The 15146-nt window shown below is 63.8% G+C and carries 14 protein-coding genes; 8 read left to right on the forward strand and 6 right to left on the reverse strand.

Annotated features, from left to right (window positions below):
- Nucleotides 1-9: 9 nt before the first annotated feature.
- The 5 genes from FHR94_RS06810 to FHR94_RS06830 all read right to left on the reverse strand — a co-directional run bounded on the left by FHR94_RS06810 (nucleotide 10) and on the right by FHR94_RS06830 (nucleotide 5414).
- Complete coding sequence (locus FHR94_RS06810; RefSeq protein ID WP_183324874.1) at nucleotides 10-1029, reverse strand: fumarylacetoacetate hydrolase family protein; 1020 nt, start codon at nucleotides 1027-1029, stop codon at nucleotides 10-12.
- 65 nt (nucleotides 1030-1094) lie between these two features.
- Entirely contained in the window at nucleotides 1095-2405 is a 1311-nt protein-coding gene (hmgA, locus tag FHR94_RS06815; protein ID WP_183324875.1) for a homogentisate 1,2-dioxygenase, read from the reverse strand.
- Nucleotides 2406-2419: 14 nt separating this feature from the next.
- Nucleotides 2420-2659: a DUF2783 domain-containing protein gene (locus tag FHR94_RS06820; RefSeq protein ID WP_183324876.1), complete on the reverse strand. Its 240-nt coding sequence runs from the start codon at nucleotides 2657-2659 to the stop codon at nucleotides 2420-2422.
- On the reverse strand, nucleotides 2646-4358 hold the full coding sequence (locus tag FHR94_RS06825; RefSeq protein ID WP_183324877.1) for an FAD-dependent oxidoreductase: 1713 nt from the start codon (nucleotides 4356-4358) through the stop codon (nucleotides 2646-2648). Before FHR94_RS06825 ends, FHR94_RS06820 begins: the two co-directional genes overlap by 14 nt.
- Nucleotides 4359-4445: 87 nt before the next feature.
- Complete coding sequence (locus FHR94_RS06830; RefSeq protein WP_183324878.1) at nucleotides 4446-5414, reverse strand: MBL fold metallo-hydrolase; 969 nt, start codon at nucleotides 5412-5414, stop codon at nucleotides 4446-4448.
- Between the two features lie 271 nt (nucleotides 5415-5685).
- On the opposite strand from FHR94_RS06830, the gene FHR94_RS06835 reads away from it, so the two are divergent.
- From FHR94_RS06835 to FHR94_RS06870, 8 genes are all read left to right on the forward strand, one after another.
- Nucleotides 5686-6741: a TRAP transporter substrate-binding protein gene (locus FHR94_RS06835; RefSeq protein WP_183324879.1), complete on the forward strand. Its 1056-nt coding sequence runs from the start codon at nucleotides 5686-5688 to the stop codon at nucleotides 6739-6741.
- An 18-nt stretch (nucleotides 6742-6759) separates the two neighbouring features.
- The gene (locus tag FHR94_RS06840; RefSeq protein ID WP_183324880.1) at nucleotides 6760-7299 is read left to right on the forward strand and encodes a TRAP transporter small permease; all 540 of its coding nucleotides are present in this window, start codon (nucleotides 6760-6762) and stop codon (nucleotides 7297-7299) included.
- Nucleotides 7296-8591 carry a TRAP transporter large permease gene (locus tag FHR94_RS06845; RefSeq protein WP_183324881.1) on the forward strand — a complete coding sequence of 432 codons (1296 nt, stop codon included), beginning with the start codon at nucleotides 7296-7298 and terminating at the stop codon, nucleotides 8589-8591. The genes FHR94_RS06840 and FHR94_RS06845 overlap by 4 nt, the downstream gene beginning before the upstream one ends.
- Before the next feature lie 31 nt (nucleotides 8592-8622).
- On the forward strand, nucleotides 8623-9108 hold the full coding sequence (locus FHR94_RS06850; RefSeq protein ID WP_183324882.1) for a MarR family winged helix-turn-helix transcriptional regulator: 486 nt from the start codon (nucleotides 8623-8625) through the stop codon (nucleotides 9106-9108).
- A gap of 380 nt (nucleotides 9109-9488) precedes the next feature.
- Nucleotides 9489-10538: a TRAP transporter substrate-binding protein gene (locus FHR94_RS06855; protein WP_183324883.1), complete on the forward strand. Its 1050-nt coding sequence runs from the start codon at nucleotides 9489-9491 to the stop codon at nucleotides 10536-10538.
- 26 nt (nucleotides 10539-10564) lie between these two features.
- Entirely contained in the window at nucleotides 10565-11104 is a 540-nt protein-coding gene (locus FHR94_RS06860; protein WP_183324884.1) for a TRAP transporter small permease, read from the forward strand.
- The gene (locus FHR94_RS06865; protein WP_183324885.1) at nucleotides 11101-12396 is read left to right on the forward strand and encodes a TRAP transporter large permease; all 1296 of its coding nucleotides are present in this window, start codon (nucleotides 11101-11103) and stop codon (nucleotides 12394-12396) included. The genes FHR94_RS06860 and FHR94_RS06865 overlap by 4 nt, the downstream gene beginning before the upstream one ends.
- Nucleotides 12397-12557: 161 nt before the next feature.
- Nucleotides 12558-12944, forward strand: coding sequence for a hypothetical protein (locus FHR94_RS06870; RefSeq protein ID WP_183324886.1), 387 nt, complete (start codon nucleotides 12558-12560; stop codon nucleotides 12942-12944).
- A gap of 49 nt (nucleotides 12945-12993) precedes the next feature.
- Here the strand turns inward: FHR94_RS06870 and paaZ are convergent, their stop codons facing one another.
- Nucleotides 12994-15036, reverse strand: coding sequence for a phenylacetic acid degradation bifunctional protein PaaZ (paaZ, locus tag FHR94_RS06875; protein WP_183324887.1), 2043 nt, complete (start codon nucleotides 15034-15036; stop codon nucleotides 12994-12996).
- Between the last annotated feature and the right edge of the window lie 110 nt (nucleotides 15037-15146).

Consider the following 15146-nt stretch of genomic DNA (forward strand, 5'->3'; position numbering starts at 1 on the left):
CCTCGCGTTTCACTTAGGCTGGTACTTTACCACCTGCTGGTCGATGGCACCGAAGATGCTCTGGCCCTTCCGGTCGAACATCTCGATGCGTACCCGGTCACCGAAGCGCATGAACGGGGTCTTGCTGTCACCATGCAGGATCTTTTCCACCATGCGCACCTCGGCCAGGCAGCTGTAGCCCACGCCGCCTTCGGCGATCGGCTTGCCGGGGCCACCGTCGGCGTCCGGATTGGAAACGGTGCCCGAGCCGACCACGGCACCGGCGCCCAGGTAGCGGGTGCGGGCGGCGTGGGCCACCAGCTCGGGGAAGCCGAAGATCATGTCCGGGCCGGATTCCGGCTCACCGAACTTCTCGCCATTCAGGTGGACGGTCAGCGGCAGGTGCACCTTGCCGTCCTGCCAGGCGTCGCCCAGCTCGTCCGGGGTCACGGCGATCGGCGAAAAGCTGGAGGCCGGCTTGGCCTGGAAGAAGCCGAAGCCCTTGGCCAGCTCGCCGGGGATCAGGCCACGCAGGCTGACGTCGTTGACCAGCATCACCAGCTTGATGTGTTGGGCCGCCTGCTCCGGGCTCACCGCCATGGGCACGTCATCGGTAATCACGGCGATCTCGCCCTCGAAGTCGATGCCGTGCTCCTCGCTGATCGCCTCGATGTCATCGGTGGGGGCGATGAAGCGATCGCCACCGCCCTGGTACATCAGCGGGTCGGTCCAGAAGGTCTCGGGCATCTCGGCATTGCGCGCCTGACGCACCAGCTTGACGTGGTTGAGGTAGGCGGAGCCGTCGGCCCAGTTATAGGTGCGCGGCAGCGGCGAATGCAGGGCCGCCTGGTCGAGGTCGAAGGCGCCCTCGGCCTGGCCGGCATTGAGGGCCGCATAGCGCTCCTCGAGTTTGGGACTCAGGGTGTCCCAGGCCTCGATGGCCTGCTGCAGGGTGGCGGCGATATCGGTGGCACGCACGGCGCGGGTCAGGTCGCGGGAGACGATGATCAGTTCGCCGTCGCGGCCGTTCTTGAGCGTGGCAAGCTTCATGGGTTTGGTCCTTGTCGTCAGGGGCGGGGCCTTTAGCGCCCCGCGCATTATCGATGAGGTCGAGATCAGGCCTGGTTCGGGTCGAAGTGCGAGCGCAGGGTCGACCAGACATCCACATAGTCGCGCTGGCGGAATTCCGTGGCCAGTGCGGCCTCGGTGGGATGGTAGACGTAGCGGCTCTCGAACATGAAGGCCAGGGTATCGCCCAGGTACTGCGGCTCGAGATTGGCGTTGGAGGCCTTCTCGAAGGTCTCGGCATCCGGCCCGTGGGGCGACATGCAGTTGTGAAGGCTCGCGCCGCCCGGCAGGAAGCCTTCGGCCTTGGCGTCATACTCGCCGTGGATTAGGCCCATGAACTCGCTCATCAGGTTGCGATGGAACCAGGGCGGACGGAAGGTGTTCTCGGCCACCATCCAGCGCGGCGGGAAGATGACGAAGTCCAGATTGGCCATCCCCGGGGTATCGGAGGCCGAGGTCAGCACGGTGAAGATCGATGGGTCGGGGTGATCGAAGCTCACCGTGTTGATGGTGTTGAAGCGGGCGAGGTCGTACTTGTAGGGTGCGTAGTTGCCGTGCCAGGCCACCACGTCGAGCGGCGAGTGGTCGAGCCGGGTAGTCCAGAAGCGGCCGGAGAACTTGGCCACCAGCGAGAACTCTCCCTCGAGGTCCTCATAGGCGGCGACGGGGCTCTGGAAATCCCGCGGGTTGGCCAGGCCGTTGGCGCCGATGGGGCCCAGGCCGGGCAGCTCCAGGGGCTGGCCGTAGTTCTCGCAGATATAGCCGCGAGCGGCATCGACGCCTGACGCCCGGCGTACCTGGAACTTGACGCCGCGGGGGATCACCGCGATCTCGCCGCCCGCGACATCGAGCTCGCCGAATTCGGTACGCAGCAGCAGCGTGCCGAGCTGCGGCACGATCAACAGCTCGCCGTCGGCGTCGTAGAAGAAGCGCTCGGTCATGTCCTGGTTGAAGGTGTAGACATGCACACCGACCCCGCTCTGGGCGCCGGCATCCCCGTTGACGGCAATAGTCAGCAGGCCGTCGATGAAGTCGGTGGGCGCGTCGGGCAGCGGCGCCGGGTCCCAGCGCATCTGGTTGGGATCGGCGGCGGGCTTGTCCAGCGGTGAAGTGTGAACCTGGCGGTTTTCCAGAGGCTGATAGGCGCTCTGCACCACGGACGGGCGGATACGATAGAGCCAGCTTCTCAGGTTCTGGTGGCGTGGCGCCGTGAAGGCGGAGCCGGTCAGCTGTTCGGCATAGAGCCCGTAGGCACACTTCTGAGGGGAGTTCTGACCCTCGGGAAGAGCGCCGGGTAGGGCTTCGGTGGCGAAGTGGTTGCGGAAACCGCTCTGGTACTCAAGCGTCTCGATGGTCATGGGCATCTCCTCGTTCAGCACTGTTCTTGTTGGGCTGGCTGGTCGTGAGCCGTTGCCGGTTCAGTGGCCTGGCCGGCAATGGCCAGGGCTTCCTCGAGCACCTGCTGGTCGCCGATATGGTTGGCCAGCAGCAGGATGAGGCGGGCGTTGATGCGTTCGCTCTCGGTCTCGCCGCGCTCGCGATGGATATCGGTCAGCGCCGCGTAGAAGGCGTCCGGGTCGGTGAAGTTCGGATTTAGTTCAAGCCGTGGCATGACGTGACTCCTTGGTCGCAAGGTGCTTGCCCAGGGCGTGATCGATGGCCTGGTTGACCGCGTCTCGACGGCAGTCGGTCCAGCGGGCCGTGACATGCTGGTCGGGTCGGATCAGGTAGCAGGCACCGGATGCCAAGCCGTAGCGCTCATCGACCAGGCCCTCGGCATCCTCGATCAAGGCGGTGCGTGGCAGCCGGGTCAGGGCCTGGGAGGCGGGACCAAGGACGAGCAGATCCAGGTCCGGCTGCTGCTCCAGCAGTGTTGCCAGTTCCGGTACCAGGGCTTCGGCGTCACTGGTCCGGACCCGGCCGTCCAGCAGCAGCACGAAGCGGTCGCCGAGTTGATTGAGCAGCCAGGCGCTCTGGCCGCCCAGGCGCACCGGGGCATCCTTGGCCGGACTGCCGGGACGCAACGCCGCCGGGAAGGTCGTGTCGTCCGGGCCGTTGAGCGGCGAGGCATCATAGCGGCAGGGCATCGACAGCCGGCCGCTGTTGACCAGGCTGCGAGCGAACGAATAGTGCTCGGCCAGTTCCAGCACGCTGTCGCGGAAGAGGCGACTCACGCGGCTCTTGGGCGTAATGAAGTCGGTGGCGCGGGTCGAGTTGAGGATGTTCTCGTCGGCACCGTGCTGGCGCTCGGTGTCGTAGGTCTCGAGCAGGGCCTCAGGGGCCTGCCCCTTGAGCACCCGGGCCAGCTTCCAGGCCAGGTTGTCGATGCCCTGGGCGCCGCCGTTGGCGCCACGGGCGCCGAAAGGCGAGACCTGGTGGGCGGCATCGCCCATGAAGAACACCCGGTCATGGATGAAGCGGTCCATCTTGCGGCAGCGGAAGGTGTAGACGCTGGCCCACTCGAGCTCGAATTCCACGTCCTCGCCGAGCATGGCCTGGACCCGCGGGCGGATGTTCGCTTCCTTCTTCTCCTCCTCGGGGTCGGCGTCCCAGCCCAACTGGAAGTCGATGCGCCAGACGTTATCCGGCTGCTTGTGCAGCAGCACCGACTGGCCCGGGTGGAAGGGCGGGTCGAACCAGAACCAGCGCTCGGTAGGGAAGTCGGCCTTCATGATCACGTCGGCGATCAAGAAGCGGTCCTGGAAGATCTGGCCCTTGCACTCCAGGCCCAGCATGTCGCGGATACCGCTGTTGGCGCCGTCGGCCACCAACAGGTAGTCGCAACTGAGTTGGTAGTCGCCGTCCTGGGTGGCGATCGTCACCACGCTATGGTCGGGTTGACTATCCACCGCGGTGACCTTGTGGAGCCAGCGCAGATCGATATGTTCCTCCAGTGCCTGAGCACGATCGACCAGGTATTCCTCCAGGTAGTACTGCTGCAGGTTGATGAAGGCCGGCATGCGATGACCTTCCTCGGGCAGCAGATCGAAGTCATAGACCTCGCGGTCTTGGAAGAACACGCGCCCATGCTGCCAGGTGACTCCCTTGTCGAGCATCGGCTGGGCCGCTCCCAGACGATCCATGATCTCGAGGGTGCGTTTGGCGAAACAGATGGCCCGCGAGCCGACACTGACGGTGTTGTTATCGTCCAGCAGCACGCTGTCGATACCCTGCTGCGCCAGGTCGATGGCGGCGGTCAGGCCCGAGGGGCCGGCGCCGACGATCACCACCGGGCAGTGACGCACATCGTCACGGTCGAGCTCGGGGGGGCGTCGATAGGGGTAGACGGGATTCTGGTAGGTGGTTGGCATGGCTCCTCCGACCGCGGTGGTTCCGAGGGCAGGCCTGCGTGGACCTGCCCCGGCGCCGCTTGCCAGGCATGGGTTGAAAACAGGGCGTTATTGGTTCTCGACGACGTCCTGCAGGGAGTGCCACATCTGGGTGTCACGCTCGGCGGTCCAGATGCGCGGGTCGGGATACTCGCCGCCGGCCTCGTCATAGCAGCGGGTGATATCGAAGGGCAGACAGTGGTCGAAGATCACCCAGTGGCCGTACTTGGGCTTGAGCCGGGCGTAGGTCTCGGCGTAGCACTCGGAGAGTGACTTGCCGGCGGCCTTGCCGGCCTTGACGCTCTCGTACATGTCGGCGAGGAAGTCGCGGGTGCCCTGGATCGCTTCCTGGCACTGTTCGGGGGTTTGCAGCGCCTCGCCGCGGCCCGGCACCAGCTTCTGCGGGGCCATGGCCTGGAGGCGATCGAGGGTGGCGGGCCAGTGCTCATGGTAGGCGTCGCCGGTATAGGGGGTAGCGCCGAACTCCACCAGGTCGCCGGAGAACATCACCTGCTCCTCGGGCAGCCAGACGATGGTGTCGCCCTTGGTGTGGCCACGACCCAGGTGGATGATGCGCACCTCGCGACTGCCCATGAACACCGTCAGTTGCTCCTGGAAGACGATGTTGGGCCAGGTCAGGCCGGGCACGGAGTCGACGCCCTGGAACAGGCGCGGGAAGCGGCCGACCTCGGACTCATAGTCCTGCTGGCCGCGCTCCTTGATCAGATCATAGGTGTGCTGGCTGGCATAGAGGTTCTCGGCCTCGTAGGCCGAAGCCCCCAGCACGCGCACGGCGTGGTAGTGGGTCAGGACCACGTGCTTGATCGGCAGGTCGGTCACCTCGCGGATCCGGCGGATCACGTCCTGGGCCATGATCGGGGTGGCCTGGGTGTCGATGACCATCACGCTGTCGTCGCCGATGACGATGCCGGTGTTGGGGTCGCCCTCGGCGGTATAGGCGTAGAGGCCGTCGGCCAGCTTGTCGAAGCTGATCTGCTTCTCTTCGGTATCGGCGTGGGATGCGAACTTCTTGCTCATGGTTCCTCCGGTGTCGTCACGGTCTGGCGACGCGCTGTCGCGTGTGGGATAGGATCATAGTTTCTATTGAAACTATATGTCCAGCATGTCGAAGCCTGCTACGGTTAAACTTACCCTTTCCGAGGACGAAAAACTGCCTCAGATCAAAGGTCTTAAGGTAATATAGTACTTAAGTCTAGTGATGTGAAGCGGCAAATTAGTTGCACAAGAGACTGTCTGGCGGCAAGGTGGCGGCCATAACAATCACCCGTGACGACCCAGGAGTACAGAAATGAACAAATCCGCTCGTCTGATCATGGGAGCCATGTCCGTAGCAGGCATGGCTTTCAGCCTTCCCACCCTGGCCCAGACCACCATCAACGTCAGCAGCTGGGGTGGTCCCAATCACGGCATCAACACCATCGTCTGGCCGACCTGGAAGGCCTGGATCGAGGAGGCCACCGAGGGACGCGTGACCCTGCAGGTCACCGAGGACCTGGGGCCGCCCGATGCTCAGATGGCCCTGGTCGCCGATGGCGTGGCCGACGCCAGCTGGATCTTCCATGGCCACATGCCGGGCCGTTTCGAGCTGACCAAGCTGCCGGAATTCCCCACCTTCGAGGAGTTCTCCTCCGAGGCGGCGTCCGCCGCCTACTGGCGTACCCATCAGGAATACCTAGCCCAGGCCAATGAGCACCGCGGGCTGGAGGTAATGGCGGTGGGCGTGCACGGCCCTGGCCAGATCTTTACCGGCGAGAAGGTCGAGACATTCGATCAGCTGGCCGGCAAGCGGATGCGCGTCGGCGGTGGCGTCATGACCGACCTGGCCGAACACCTGGAGCTCACCGGGGTGGCGCTGCCGCCGACCGGTGTCTACGAGGCGGCCTCCCAGGGCGTCATCGACGGCGCCATGCTGACCCTTGAGGGGCTGCGCAGCTTCCGCGTCGCCGAGGTGCTGCCCTATACCCTCACCGTGGACGGCGGTTTCTATCGTGGCAGCTTCGCGATCATCATGAATCCCATGGTCTGGGATCGCGTCTCCGCCGAGGACCGCGAGGCCATCGAAGGCATCTCGGGTGAGTCCTTGTCGCGACTGTTCGGCTACATGATGGACGTGGCGGATCAGCGCGGCGTCGAGTTCGCCAAGGAACTGGGCAATACCTTCACCCAGGCCTCCGAGGAGGACATCGCCATGCTCAAGGAGATCAGCGCGGAGCTGGTCGAGCAGTGGGCCGACAAGGTGGGCCGTGGCGACCTGGAAGCCCGGGAGGCACTGGAGTTCTTTCGCAGTGAGCTGGCCGTGGCGGCCGAGGCGGAGAGCATCGAACCGCGTGTGGTCCAGCAATAAGTCCCAGGAGAGTTTTTCATGATTCGCATACCAACAGGCGGGTCGCGCCTCGGCCGGGTCATGCAGATGGTGCTGGAGGGGGTGGCAGGGGCCACCCTCTTCGGCATGATGCTGCTGACCACGGCGGACGTGACCGGCCGTTTCTTCTTCAATTCCCCGATTCTGGGTGCCGTGGAGCTGACCCAGCTGATGCTGGCCGCGGTGATCTTCCTGTCGCTGCCGGTGGTGTGCTGGCGTGAGGAACATGTCAGCGTCGACCTGCTCGATGCGGTCTTTCCAGCGCGCTGGATCTGGTTGCGCCAGGTGATCGTCAACCTGGTGGTGACTGCCGCCCTGTGGGTGATGGCCGGACGGGTCTGGGCGCTGGGAGCCAGGGCGTTCAGCTGGGGCGATGTCACCGAATTCCTGCGCATCCCCATCGGCTACCTGATCTACCTGATGGCGATCATGCTGGCCGTCTCGGCGCTGCTCACCCTGCTGCGTGCCATCTGTTACCTGCTCGAGGGTGTCGGGGTCCTCGAGCGCGGCGGGCCGTTGAGTCCGGGAGGTCATCCATGATCGAGTCGCTTTATGGATTCGCTGCGCTGCTGATCCTGGCCTTCCTGCGGGTGCCGCTGGCTTTCGCCATGGGCATCGTGGGTTTCGTGGGCTTCTACTACCTGACCGGCAACTGGACGGCGGCCGAGGCCATGGCCGCCCGCCGCGTGGTGGATACCGGCATGGATTACGGTTTGTCGGTGATCCCGCTGTTCATCCTGATGGGCAACCTCGTCTCCCATGCCGGACTCTCGGATGCCCTGTTCCGCGCTTCCAACGGGTTTCTCGGTCACCGCAAGGGCGGTCAGGCCATGGCGACCATCGTCGCCTGCGGCGGCTTCAGTGCCATCTGCGGCTCGAGCCTGGCCACCTGTGCCACCATGGGGCGGGTGGCCATGCCGCAGATGCGCAAGTACGGCTACAAGGACTCGCTGGCCTCGGCGTCGATCGCCGCCGGCGGCACCCTGGGCATCCTGATTCCGCCCAGCGTGATGCTGGTGATCTATGGCATCCTCACCGAGACCAGCATCCGCGAGCTGTTTGCCGCGGGCTTCATTCCCGGCATGATCGGCATCCTGTTCTACCTGTTCGCGGTGAAGTGGGTGCTGTGGCGCGACCCGGACGCCGGCCCGGCTGGCGAGACGGTGCCCTGGCGTGAGCGCTTTGCCGCCCTCAAGGATGTCGGCAGCACCCTGGCGCTGTTCGTGCTGGTGATCGGTGGCATCTACCTGGGCGTGTTCACGCCCACCGAGGCGGCGGGGATCGGCGCCATGGGGGCCTTTTTGATCGCGCTGACCAAGCGGGCATTGACGCCCAGGGTGCTGATGAACGTGCTGATGGACACCGTGCGCACCACGGCCATGCTGTTCGCGGTGGTGCTCACCGCGCTGATCTTTGCCAACTTCATCAACCGCGCGGGGTTGCCCAATGACCTGCTGGCGCTGGTCAACGGCCTGGATGTGACGCCCTTCGTGGTGATCCTGGTGATCATCGCCATCTATGTGGTGCTGGGCTGCGTGTTCGAGAGCATGTCGATGCTGCTGCTGACGGTGCCGGTGTTCTTCCCGGTGGTGGCGGGGCTGGGCTACGACCTGGTGTGGTTCGGCATCCTGGTGGTGATCGTGATCGAGATCAGCCTGATCACCCCACCGGTGGGGATGAACGTCTTCGTGCTGCGGGCGGTGCTGCCGGACGTGTCCACGGGGACGATCTTCCGCGGGGTGACGCCGTTCTGGGTCGCCGGGACGGCGCGTGCGCTACTGGTACTGGTCTTCCCGGGGGTCGCGCTGTTCCTGCCGCAACTGCTTTACTAGGAGAAATATGGAGATGGAAGGGCGACCGAAGATGCCACAAGAGCCTGCGGGGGCTGCGGAGGCGGGCCTTCCTCCCAAGCCGGAAATGGACCTCAACCAGTTCCTGCCCTATCGACTCAACCGGCTGGCCGACCGCATCAGCGACGAGCTGGCGCGCATGTACGCCGAGCGCTACGACCTCAACGTGGCCCAGTGGCGTGTGCTGGCCTGGCTCAGCCACTGCGATGACCTGACCGCCAAGAAGGTCTGCGCCTACACCAACATGGACAAGGCACGGGTCTCCCGAGCAGTGCAGGCGCTGGTCGATCGTGGTCTGGTGACTCGGATGCCCTCCGCCCGGGACCAGCGGGTCCATGACCTGCACCTGACCGAGGCGGGGGCACGGCTGCTCTCGCGCCTGATCCCGGAGGCTCAGGACTGGGAGGCGGAGCTCGTGGCGACCCTGAGTGCGGGCGAGTACCGCGACCTGCTCAATGCCATGGGCAAGCTCGAGCGGCAGCTGGAGCGGATCGGCTGATCACCCGTCGTGATGTTGTGCCCGACGAGGTTTCTCTCCGTGACCGGCAGCGATATGTTGCCGGTTTTTTGTTTGCAAGCTACTTGATGTAACAGGATCTAGTCACAATGTGGAGGCATGCATTATATATTTCTCTTTTAATATCTTCTTATGTACTATTATAATTTCATGTTTTTAAAGGATTTATTTTTTATACGACTTAAGTTTTATTAACCATTGGTCGGGAATACGTTGCGTGTGGGTGATGACCGAAGGCATTGTATGCTCGAACGTGTTCCTTGAATGGACGGGAAAAAGGATTTTAGTGTATCGTTTTTGGTACTCGAAAGCCGCTTCCCGGCGAGCACGCCCGCTGCCTGTGATGATGGAGGAATTGAACAATGTACAAGACAACAGGCCTGATGGTCGGCACCCTGACTGCCGCCCTCATGAGCACATCCGCCCTGGCCCAGACGACTATCACGGTGAGCACTTGGGCGGGTCCCAACCACGGCATCAACACCATGGTCTGGCCGACCTGGAAGGCCTGGATCGAAGAGGCCACCGAGGGGCGGGTCACCGTCGATGTGGTTCACGACATGGGGCCGCCCGACTCGCAGATGGCCATGGTGGCCGACGGTATCGCCGATGCCACTTGGGTGTTTCACGGTTACAATGCCGGCCGGTTCGAGCTGACCAAGCTGCCCGAATTTCCGACCTTCGAGGAGTTCTCCTCCGAGTCGGCCTCCGCCGCCTACTGGCGTACCCACCAGGAGTACCTGGCCGAGGCCGGTGAGCATCGCGGTGTCGATGTGGTAGCGGCCGGCGTGCATGGCCCAGGCTGGATCTTCACCAGCGAGAAGGTCGAGACTCTCGATGAGCTTGAGGGCCAGCGCATCCGTGTCGGCGGCGGCGTGATGGGCGATCTCTCCAACGCCCTCGATCTGACCGGCGTGGCGCTACCGCCCACCAGTGTCTACGAGGCCGGTTCTCAGGGGGTCATCGACGGTGCCATGCTGGTGCCGGAAGGCCTGCGCAGCTTCCGGGTGGCCGAGATCTTCCCCTATACCCTGAGGGTCGATGGGGGCTTCTACCGCGGCAGCTTCACCATCGTGGTCAACCCGATGATCTGGGACCGGATCTCGGCCGAGGACCGCGAGGCCATCGAGAGCGTGTCGGGCGAGTCGCTGTCGCGCCTGTTCGGCTACATGATGGATGTCTCCGATGAGCGTGGCGTCGAGTTTGCCAAGGAACTGGGTCACACCTTCACCTCCCTGGGTGACGAGGATCTCGAGACCCTGCGCCAGGTCAGCGAGGAGATGGTGGCCGACTGGGTGGAGTCTGTCAGCGATCGTGGTGTGGATGCCGAGGCTGCCCTGGCTTACTTCCACGAACAGCTGGCCGTTGCCGCCGAGGAAGATAGCGTCGCCGATCTGGTGCCCGAGTCTTGATTCCTTTCATCGAGTAGAGGGCGACCATGCCGACTCCAACGACCCGTGTGTCGCTGTTCGGCCGAGTCATGCAGATGGTGCTGGAGGGGGTGGCAGGGGCCACCCTCTTCGGCATGATGCTGCTGACCACGGCGGACGTGACCGGCCGTTTCTTCTTCAATTCCCCGATTCTGGGTGCCGTGGAGCTGACCCAGCTGATGCTGGCCGCGGTGATCTTCCTGTCGCTGCCGGTGGTGTGCTGGCGTGAGGAACATGTCAGCGTCGACCTGCTCGATGCGGTCTTTCCAGCGCGCTGGATCTGGTTGCGCCAGGTGATCGTCAACCTGGTGGTGACTGCCGCCCTGTGGGTGATGGCCGGACGGGTCTGGGCGCTGGGAGCCAGGGCGTTCAGCTGGGGCGATGTCACCGAATTCCTGCGCATCCCCATCGGCTACCTGATCTACCTGATGGCGATCATGCTGGCCGTCTCGGCGCTGCTCACCCTGCTGCGTGCCATCTGTTACCTGCTCGAGGGTGTCGGGGTCCTCGAGCGCGGCGGGCCGTTGAGTCCGGGAGGTCATCCATGATCGAGTCGCTTTATGTATTCGCTGCGCTGCTGATCCTGGCCTTCCTGCGGGTGCCGCTGGCTTTCGCCATGGGCATCGTGGGTTTCGTGGGCTTCTACTACCTGACCGGCAACTGGACGGCGGCCGAGGCCATGGCCGCCCGCCGCGTGGTGGATACCGGCATGGATTACGGTTTGTCGGTGATCCCGCTGTTCATCCTGATGGGCAACCTCGTCTCCCATGCCGGACTCTCGGATGCCCTGTTCCGCGCTTCCAACGGGTTTCTCGGTCACCGCAAGGGCGGTCAGGCCATGGCGACCATCGTCGCCTGCGGCGGCTTCAGTGCCATCTGCGGCTCGAGCCTGGCCACCTGTGCCACCATGGGGCGGGTGGCCATGCCGCAGATGCGCAAGTACGGCTACAAGGACTCGCTGGCCTCGGCGTCGATCGCCGCCGGCGGCACCCTGGGCATCCTGATTCCGCCCAGCGTGATGCTGGTGATCTATGGCATCCTCACCGAGACCAGCATCCGCGAGCTGTTTGCCGCGGGCTTCATTCCCGGCATGATCGGCATCCTGTTCTACCTGTTCGCGGTGAAGTGGGTGCTGTGGCGCGACCCGGACGCCGGCCCGGCTGGCGAGACGGTGCCCTGGCGTGAGCGCTTTGCCGCCCTCAAGGATGTCGGCAGCACCCTGGCGCTGTTCGTGCTGGTGATCGGTGGCATCTACCTGGGCGTGTTCACGCCCACCGAGGCGGCGGGGATCGGCGCCATGGGGGCCTTTTTGATCGCGCTGACCAAGCGGGCATTGACGCCCAGGGTGCTGATGAACGTGCTGATGGACACCGTGCGCACCACGGCCATGCTGTTCGCGGTGGTGCTCACCGCGCTGATCTTTGCCAACTTCATCAACCGCGCGGGGTTGCCCAATGACCTGCTGGCGCTGGTCAACGGCCTGGATGTGACGCCCTTCGTGGTGATCCTGGTGATCATCGCCATCTATGTGGTGCTGGGCTGCGTGTTCGAGAGCATGTCGATGCTGCTGCTGACGGTGCCGGTGTTCTTCCCGGTGGTGGCGGGGCTGGGCTACGACCTGGTGTGGTTCGGCATCCTGGTGGTGATCGTGATCGAGATCAGCCTGATCACCCCACCGGTGGGGATGAACGTCTTCGTGCTGCGGGCGGTGCTGCCGGACGTGTCCACGGGGACGATCTTCCGCGGGGTGACGCCGTTCTGGGTCGCCGGGACGGCGCGTGCGCTACTGGTACTGGTCTTCCCGGGGGTCGCGCTGTTCCTGCCGCAACTGCTTTACTGAGGTGAGTTTGAGGCGCCGAATAAATGTGACACGAGATATTTGAGTAAAATAATTTTTGTGTGTCTATATTCGCCCTGATTTGACTCCTGTCAAATCAGGGCGTTTTCCGTTGCGCTACTCTGAAGGTGAGCAGTAGGTGATACCAGATGAGGAGAGTGAAAATGGAAAGATTGTCTGATTACATTCAGGGGGAGCGCGTGGTCCGCGAGCTTCGCCGCCATGCTCCGGAGGCCCTGGAAGAGCTGGCCCGCGATCTGGAGCAGCCGCTGAACCAGTCGCTGGAGCGGGCAATGGCGCGGACCCTCGACGACCGTCGGGTGCCCGACTTCCAGGCCGCCGAGGTGTTGATGCCGGCGATGATGAAGACCTTCAAGGTGAGCCCGGTTGCCATGGCGGAGGAGGAGCTGGCGGTACTGGAATCCGCCTGTAACCGCTGTGCGGTGGTCGGTCACTGCTGGGGGGCGATGCGTGACGGTGTCGATGCCGAGGCGTGTCGCGGCTTCTGCCCCAACGCCGAGGCCTTCATGGGCCATGGCGTCAAAGGGTGACAAGGAGGAGGGGGCGGAATGAGCCCCCTCAACCCCCAGAGCCCAAGGCTTACTGTCGTTTCGCTACCAATGTCAGAATGTCATAGCTGGCCACCAGCTCGTCATCTTGGTTGGTCACTTCCACGTCCCACATCACGACGCCCTGGGGATGTCCCTCCGGTGAGGTTCGGCCCTGGTCGATCTTGCGCTTGCACGTCAGGCGGGCGCGGATGGTATCGCCCGGGGCCACTGGGGTGATGAAGCGCAGGGTGTCCAAGCCGTAGTTGGCCAGGACGGGGCCCTCACCCGGGTAGACGAACAGACCGGCAGCAGCGGACAGCACGAAGTAGCCGTGGGCGATGCGTTGACCGAACTGAGTCTTGCGGGCGGCGATGTCATCGAAGTGCATGTAGAAGTGGTCGCCGGAAAGGCAGCCGAAGTTGACAATATCCGCCTCGGTGACGGTGCGGCGGTGGGTCAGCAGGGACTCGCCGATCTGCAGATCGTCGAAATGGCGACGGAACGGATGGACGTCGTTTTCGATCACCTTGGCGCCACGAACGTATTCGCGGGTAACCGCGGCGACCATGGTCGGTGAGCCCTGGATGGCGGTGCGCTGCAGGTAGTGGTGGACGGCACGGATGCCGCCGAGTTCTTCGCCGCCACCGGCGCGTCCTGGGCCGCCGTGCTTGAGCATGGGGAGTGGCGAGCCGTGGCCGGTGGATTCCTTGGCGGCTTCCGCATCTAGGATCTGCAGGCGGCCGTGCTGGGCTGCCAGTACCGGGATCATTTGTGCGGCGATGGCGGGGTCCCGGGTGGTGAGGGTGGTCACCAGGCTGCCCTTGCCCTTGGCGGCCAGGGTCAGCGCCTCTTCAATCCCGTTGTAGGGCATCAGGGTAGCCACCGGGCCGAAGGCTTCGAGGTCGTGGGCGCCGCCGTCCTTGAGCGGGTGGTGGTTGATCAACAAATGCGGGGCGATGAAGGCGCCGTTTTCGACGCCCTGGCCCACGGGCTTGAAGCTGCCATGCTTGCCGAAGACGCATTCGCTGGTTTCCAGCAGTCGGTCGATGGCCTCGTTAACGTCCCGAAGCTGATCGCTGGATGAGAGGGCGCCCATGCGCACGCCTTCCTCTTTCGGGTCACCCGCAACGATGTTGGACAGCCGTCCCTTGATGGTCTCCGCCAGTGCGTTCAGATGTTCGGCCGGCACCAGGACCCGGCGGATCGCAGTACATTTCTGGCCTGCCTTGGCGGTCATTTCCTTGACCACTTCCTTGGCGAAGATCCCGAATTCCTCGTCTTCAGGGTTTACATCCGGGGCCAGGATGGCACTGTTGAGGGAATCCGCTTCGGCGTTGAAGGGAATGCTGCGGGCCATGATGTTGGGATGACTTTTCAGCTTCCGGGCGGTGTCGGCGGAACCGGTGAAGGTGACAAAATCCTGTTCTTCCAGGCGGTCCAGCAGGTCACCGGTACCACCGATGATCAGCTGCAGGGCACCCTCGGGCAGCAGGCCGGAGTCGTTGATGACGCGAACCGCGGCTTCTGTCACGTAGCTGGTGGCAGTGGCCGGCTTCACGATGCAGGGCATGCCGGCCAGGAAGGCGGGAGCGAATTTCTCCAACATGCCCCAGATGGGAAAGTTGAAGGCATTGATGTGAACGCACACGCCACGGCGAGGCACCAGAATGTGAGTGCCGTTGAAGTGGTTGTTCTTGCCCAGTTGGGCCACCGGACCTTCATGGGCCACGTTGCCGGAGGGCAGTTCCTTGCGGCCGGTGGAGGCGTAGGTGAACAGGGTGCCGAAGCCGCCATCGATGTCGATCCCGGAATCCGCCCGAGTGCAGCCGGTATGATGGGAAATGGCGTACAGCTCTTCCTTGCGCTCCTGAATGTAAATAGCCAGCTCTTTGAGGATGGCCGCGCGCTGCTGGAAATCCAGCGCCAGGAGGCTCTTCACACCGGTGTTGCGGCCGTATTCGACGGCTTGCGCAAAGTCGATGGTTTCCTCGTGAGTATGGGCAATGGTGTCGCCATTGATGGCGCTTGGCAGGGCCTTGGCTGGGGTTTCACCCAACCACTGGCCGGCAATGTAACTCTGAAGGACTGACATTAAGCGTTCTCCCAGTGAAAAACTTGACCTGATTACGCATAGTGATCAGCCACCATCCCGTCAGCCTGGTCTATGCTGATGTTGTAGCCAGTAGATGAGGTGGCGTCATG

Origin of the sequence: Halomonas cerina (genome assembly GCF_014192215.1) — a bacterium.
In the GTDB taxonomy this organism is placed as follows: Bacteria; Pseudomonadota; Gammaproteobacteria; order Pseudomonadales; family Halomonadaceae; genus Halomonas; species Halomonas cerina.